The 5,000-nt window shown below is 54.5% G+C and carries 3 protein-coding genes, 10 tRNA genes and 1 rRNA gene (2 of these 14 running past the window's edge); 12 read left to right on the plus strand and 2 right to left on the minus strand.

Annotation, left to right across the window (positions count from 1 at the left end; all coding sequences use genetic code 11):
• A protein-coding gene (locus tag CBW65_RS07985) for a hypothetical protein (protein WP_087456410.1) crosses the window boundary here: on the minus strand, positions 1–168 show its beginning. Its footprint begins 825 nt before the window's first position; 168 of the gene's 993 nt are visible here — the first part of the coding sequence; its start codon is at positions 166–168; its stop codon lies beyond the left edge, outside the window.
• A 140-nt stretch (positions 169–308) separates the two neighbouring features.
• Between CBW65_RS07985 and CBW65_RS07990 the strand changes: the two genes are divergently transcribed.
• Positions 309–1,211 (plus strand): RlpA-like double-psi beta-barrel domain-containing protein, encoded by a 903-nt coding sequence (locus CBW65_RS07990; protein ID WP_087456411.1) that lies wholly within the window; start codon positions 309–311, stop codon positions 1,209–1,211.
• A gap of 65 nt (positions 1,212–1,276) precedes the next feature.
• Here the strand turns inward: CBW65_RS07990 and CBW65_RS07995 are convergent, their stop codons facing one another.
• The gene (locus CBW65_RS07995; protein WP_087456412.1) at positions 1,277–2,071 is read right to left on the minus strand and encodes a hypothetical protein; all 795 of its coding nucleotides are present in this window, start codon (positions 2,069–2,071) and stop codon (positions 1,277–1,279) included.
• Between the two features lie 282 nt (positions 2,072–2,353).
• Between CBW65_RS07995 and CBW65_RS08000 the strand changes: the two genes are divergently transcribed.
• The 11 genes from CBW65_RS08000 to CBW65_RS08050 all read left to right on the plus strand — a co-directional run.
• Positions 2,354–2,437: transfer RNA gene (locus tag CBW65_RS08000), tRNA-Tyr, on the plus strand.
• A gap of 3 nt (positions 2,438–2,440) precedes the next feature.
• Positions 2,441–2,516: transfer RNA gene (locus tag CBW65_RS08005), tRNA-Lys, on the plus strand.
• Between the two features lie 19 nt (positions 2,517–2,535).
• Positions 2,536–2,612 (plus strand) — tRNA-Arg (locus tag CBW65_RS08010).
• A gap of 10 nt (positions 2,613–2,622) precedes the next feature.
• Positions 2,623–2,698 (plus strand) — tRNA-Ala (locus CBW65_RS08015).
• A 4-nt stretch (positions 2,699–2,702) separates the two neighbouring features.
• Positions 2,703–2,778 (plus strand) — tRNA-Asn (locus CBW65_RS08020).
• A 5-nt stretch (positions 2,779–2,783) separates the two neighbouring features.
• A tRNA-Thr gene (locus CBW65_RS08025) sits at positions 2,784–2,859 on the plus strand.
• Between the two features lie 7 nt (positions 2,860–2,866).
• Positions 2,867–2,943, plus strand: a tRNA-Glu gene (locus tag CBW65_RS08030).
• A 1-nt stretch (position 2,944) separates the two neighbouring features.
• Positions 2,945–3,020, plus strand: a tRNA-Val gene (locus CBW65_RS08035).
• 8 nt (positions 3,021–3,028) lie between these two features.
• Positions 3,029–3,105 (plus strand) — tRNA-Asp (locus tag CBW65_RS08040).
• 22 nt (positions 3,106–3,127) lie between these two features.
• Positions 3,128–3,203, plus strand: a tRNA-Phe gene (locus CBW65_RS08045).
• Positions 3,204–3,627: 424 nt separating this feature from the next.
• A 16S ribosomal RNA gene (locus CBW65_RS08050) occupies positions 3,628–5,000 on the plus strand; it runs 174 nt beyond the window's last position.

Consider the following 5,000-nt stretch of genomic DNA (forward strand, 5'->3'; position numbering starts at 1 on the left):
GACCGTCAGCCCATCGAGTCGCCGGGCTTCATCAAACACGCGCTGCAGACGCTCCGCCATCCGTCCCGCCGTGAAAGCGTGCTGCGTCTGATAGATCGGTTGACCATCGACGACAACCAAATACGAGTTCCCAAACACCCGACACACATCAGCCGTATGTTTGCGCACACAGTTCCCTCCTCACGCAGCCATTCATTACTTTACAGTAGTCAAACTGGCGAAATTTGGTGACTGATGTCACGCTTTGCCGAGTAAATGACTATCCTGTGAATGTCAAAGTGCTTTGTGATGGAGGTGCACCTTCTGAAATGGCCAAAAACAAGGCGGCAGTTGTCCCCGCCGGCGCGGAATTTATGGTCCGTGTCAACGATCAAAATGTCTACCAGTTGAAAGACAAGAAACGAGCGGAAAAGATGGCGGAGCGTCTGAACCGGATTTTTCAGGACGGAGACCGGGATTTGGATTTTCTGACCCCGTCGGTGATGGGGAAAGACGACAAGCTGTATTATGGGATCATTTGTCCAACCGTGCGGAAAAACAAGGGCCGAACCCATTTTCATAACCCGAAGCGCAAAGCGGTCGACCGCAATATGTACCCGCCGGTCGACTGGGTGGATTCGCCCGAACCTGACAAACAGACCGTCGTTTTCGAATTTGAAAGCACCGATACGAACGTGCCGTGGGTGACAGCTTTGGTGGTGACGAACCGGATTCGCCGTGCGATCGAGCTGCATTTTCCCGACGCTTCGGGGCGGCGCAAACATCCGCTGCGCTGTTATCTCCTGTATATCCCGCACAATCAAACGGACGCGATCGAGACGGTGATCGCCGACAAAGCATACTGCGCCGTCTACGCCCACCCCTGCCAAGGCCGCTCCGGCGGCACACACTCGCCGAAGTGTGAGGAACTCGGATATCGCCCGGAGAATATCTCCAACCCGTTCACCGCGTATTTTGAAGATGAAGATGAGTTTGAGATTCTGCACGGCTGCGACCTGACCTGCGCGATCACCCGTTCGAACGGCTGGTACACGAAATACAAAAACCATTTCCTGCGCGTCACCAACCTGAAAAACAACCGATCGGTCGTCGTGCGCGTCACCGATGAAGCGCCGCGCGGGCGCGGGGTGGAGCTGACCTATTGGGCCTGGCAGGCGATCGGCAAACCGACCGACCGCAACGCCGTGCGCATTGAGCTGTTAAAAAGTTGATCCGGGCATAGGCAAAGACACCCGCGGCGAGAAGCTGCCCGGGTGTCTTTTGTCGTGCGGATGGATTACGGGGTGACAGGCTGCAAGGTGCCTTTGTGATAACGGAAGGTCAGCGGTTTGGTCTTGCCTTTGTACCAGACATCGAATACCACCGTATTGCCCGCCCGGCGCGGCTGGATCGAGGAGGCGTCCAACTGGTCGTTGAGATTGGCTTCCTCGACGCGGCCGCCTTTGTAGCGGTAAAGCACGCTCACTTGCGGAGTGCCGCCTGTGGAGATCAGCTCCGGCGTTTTGTCCTGGTCGAGGTCCACTTCGATGATGTTCCCGGACGCGACGAGCAGGGGGCGGATCTCCTGGTTGACCAGATAGAAGTAGTTGGTCTCCTCCACATTGGCGCCAAACGTTCCGGCGATGCGCAACATCGGCACGCCTGCGCCCCACACCGTGCTGATGCTGATGTCGGTCAGGTCGAGCGATGTTTTGGTGCCGGTTTCGCCGAGCTCAAAGAGGGATTTCGGGGAGAGAAAAGCAGAATAGAAGTTTTGCTTGTCGCTCTTCTTGCTGTACAGCAGCACGATCCCCCGATTGGTCAGGCGGGTGCCTAAAAGTTTGTCTGCATCGGCCAGGTGGCTTAACGCTTTTTCCGGCGTTAACGGGAAGTTGGCGGCGGGCACGTTCACTTTGCGAATTTCGCGGGAAGTCTCTGCCGGTTTGAAGCTTAAGGTGACCGGCTTGGTGACCGTTTCGCTGACTTCGGTGGATGCGAGGAGCTCAGATGCTGCCATGCTGTTACCGCTCCCGAGGGCCAGACAGAACAGGGAGCAGAGCAGGAAGCAACGAGTGCTTTTTTTCAAGTTCATAGGGTACACCTCCTGATGTGACATCACGAGTATCCCCTTACAGGTCAGGCAAAAAACGCCCGGACAGTTTCCAGTTCCTTCTTGCGTCAGATGTGAGCGGGGCGGGCTGAATGATGCAGATTGGGCTTGAACTGAGGAGCTTGCATTTGATGGATTGCTGGTTTGTCGTTTTTTGTCGAAAAAAAGTGATTGTGCGGTGAGGTTGTCCGTGATATTATAAGTCCTGTCGCCGCGAGAGACACGCGGTGAACGAAATGAGAAACACCTGATGCAAGTCAACATGGAGAGATACCAAAGCGGCCAAATGGGGCGGACTGTAAATCCGTTGCGAAAGCTTCGAAGGTTCGAATCCTTCTCTCTCCACCATGTGAGCCATTAGCTCAGTTGGTAGAGCAACTGACTTTTAATCAGTGGGTCGAAGGTTCGAGTCCTTCATGGCTCACCACTGTTTTACAAAAAAATATGTGCCCATAGCTCAGCTGGATAGAGCGTTTGACTACGAATCAAAAGGCCGGGAGTTCGAATCTCTCTGGGCACGCCATTTTCACCTTGGGGGTATAGCTCAGTTGGTAGAGCACCTGCCTTGCAAGCAGGGGGTCAGCGGTTCGAATCCGCTTATCTCCACCATTGTTCCTCAATAGCTCAGTTGGTAGAGCGCCCGACTGTTAATCGGATGGTCACAGGTTCGAGTCCTGTTTGAGGAGCCAGATACGCCTTTTTAGCTCAGTAGGTAGAGCGCATCCATGGTAAGGATGAGGTCATCGGTTCGATTCCGGTAAAAGGCACCATTTTCATGGCTCGTTGGAGAAGCGGCTTAACTCACCGCCCTTTCAAGGCGGCATTCACGGGTTCGAATCCCGTACGAGTCACCATGGAGGTTTAGCTCAGCTGGGAGAGCATCTGCCTTACAAGCAGAGGGTCGGCGGTTCGATCCCGTCAACCTCCACCATTTTACTTGGAGCTGTGGTGTAGTGGCCTAACATGCCCGCCTGTCACGCGGGAGACCGCGGGTTCGAATCCCGTCAGCTCCGCCACTTTACTTTACAAATTCAATATGGCTCGGTAGCTCAGTCGGTAGAGCAGAGGACTGAAAATCCTCGTGTCGGCGGTTCGATTCCGTCCCGAGCCACCAACGTAAAGACCTGATCCTTGTGATCAGGTCTTTTTTTGTCTTCCGATCTTAGCGCAGTCCAGCGATTCTTTGAAAAATGGAGCTTGGGCAATTTGTGGCGTTGGCAGCCGCAGAATTTGTTTTCTTTTGTTCGAGCTGAAGGGTGGAGGCAAATGGCCGGACATGATAAGATAGCTCTTGTCGCCGCGAGAGATACGCGGTGATGAAAAAAGAAAAAGTTCCTGTTGACTTTTGAATAGCGAACGTGTTAATCTAGAAAACGTCGCCGCTGAGACATCGCGGTGGTAGCCCAACTAAGAACGCGACGTCCTGTCGCAACGTTGGACAATGTACATCCTGTACTTGATCCTTGAAAACTAAACGAGTGTTACAGAGAGATGACGCGAGTCAAGATACAAACTTTCTCAACTTCGGTTGAACAACTTTTATTGAGAGTTTGATCCTGGCTCAGGACGAACGCTGGCGGCGTGCCTAATACATGCAAGTCGAGCGGACTGATTCGGAGCTTGCTCCGAAGATGTTAGCGGCGGACGGGTGAGTAACACGTGGGCAACCTGCCCGACAGACCGGGATAACGCTTGGAAACGAGTGCTAATACCGGATAGGCTTCTCCTTCGCATGAGGGAGAAGAGAAAGAAGCTTTCGCTTCACTGTCGGATGGGCCCGCGGCGCATTAGCTAGTTGGTGAGGTAACGGCTCACCAAGGCGACGATGCGTAGCCGACCTGAGAGGGTGACCGGCCACACTGGGACTGAGACACGGCCCAGACTCCTACGGGAGGCAGCAGTAGGGAATCTTCCACAATGGGCGCAAGCCTGATGGAGCAACGCCGCGTGAATGATGAAGGCCTTCGGGTTGTAAAATTCTGTCTTCTGTGAAGAACAAGTGTGAGAAGAGAATGCTCACACCCTGACGGTAACAGAGGAGGAAGCCCCGGCTAACTACGTGCCAGCAGCCGCGGTAATACGTAGGGGGCAAGCGTTGTCCGGAATTACTGGGCGTAAAGCGCGCGCAGGCGGCCATTTGCGTCCGGGGTGAAAGCCCAAGGCTCAACCTTGGGATTGCCTTGGATACGGGATGGCTTGAGGATCGGAGAGGCAAGGGGAATTCCACGTGTAGCGGTGAAATGCGTAGAGATGTGGAGGAACACCTGTGGCGAAGGCGCCTTGCTGGCCGATTTCTGACGCTGAGGCGCGAAAGCGTGGGGAGCAAACAGGATTAGATACCCTGGTAGTCCACGCCGTAAACGATGAGTGCTAGGTGTTGGGGGGTACCACCCTCAGTGCCGAAGCTAACGCATTAAGCACTCCGCCTGGGGAGTACGGTCGCAAGACTGAAACTCAAAGGAATTGACGGGGGCCCGCACAAGCAGTGGAGCATGTGGTTTAATTCGAAGCAACGCGAAGAACCTTACCAAGACTTGACATCCCGCTGACCGGTTTAGAGATAGACCTTCCCTTCGGGGCAGCGGTGACAGGTGGTGCATGGTTGTCGTCAGCTCGTGTCGTGAGATGTTGGGTTAAGTCCCGCAACGAGCGCAACCCCTAAATTGTGTTGCCATCATTTAGTTGGGCACTCACAATTGACTGCCGGTGACAAACCGGAGGAAGGCGGGGATGACGTCAAATCATCATGCCCCTTATGTCTTGGGCTACACACGTGCTACAATGGGCGGTACAAAGGGTTGCGATGCCGCGAGGCGGAGCCAATCCCAAAAAGCCGCTCACAGTTCGGATTGCAGGCTGCAACTCGCCTGCATGAAGCTGGAATTGCTAGTAATCGCGGATCAGCATGCCG

Origin of the sequence: Tumebacillus avium (genome assembly GCF_002162355.1) — a bacterium.
Lineage (GTDB): Bacteria > Bacillota > Bacilli > Tumebacillales > Tumebacillaceae > Tumebacillus_A > Tumebacillus_A avium.

Coding starts and splice junctions, on each gene's coding strand:
- CBW65_RS07995 (WP_087456412.1), bottom strand. CDS start 2,071: ATGAACTTGAAAAAAAGCACTCGTTGCTTCCTGCTCTGCTCCCTGTTC.
- CBW65_RS07990 (WP_087456411.1), top strand. CDS start 309: ATGGCCAAAAACAAGGCGGCAGTTGTCCCCGCCGGCGCGGAATTTATG.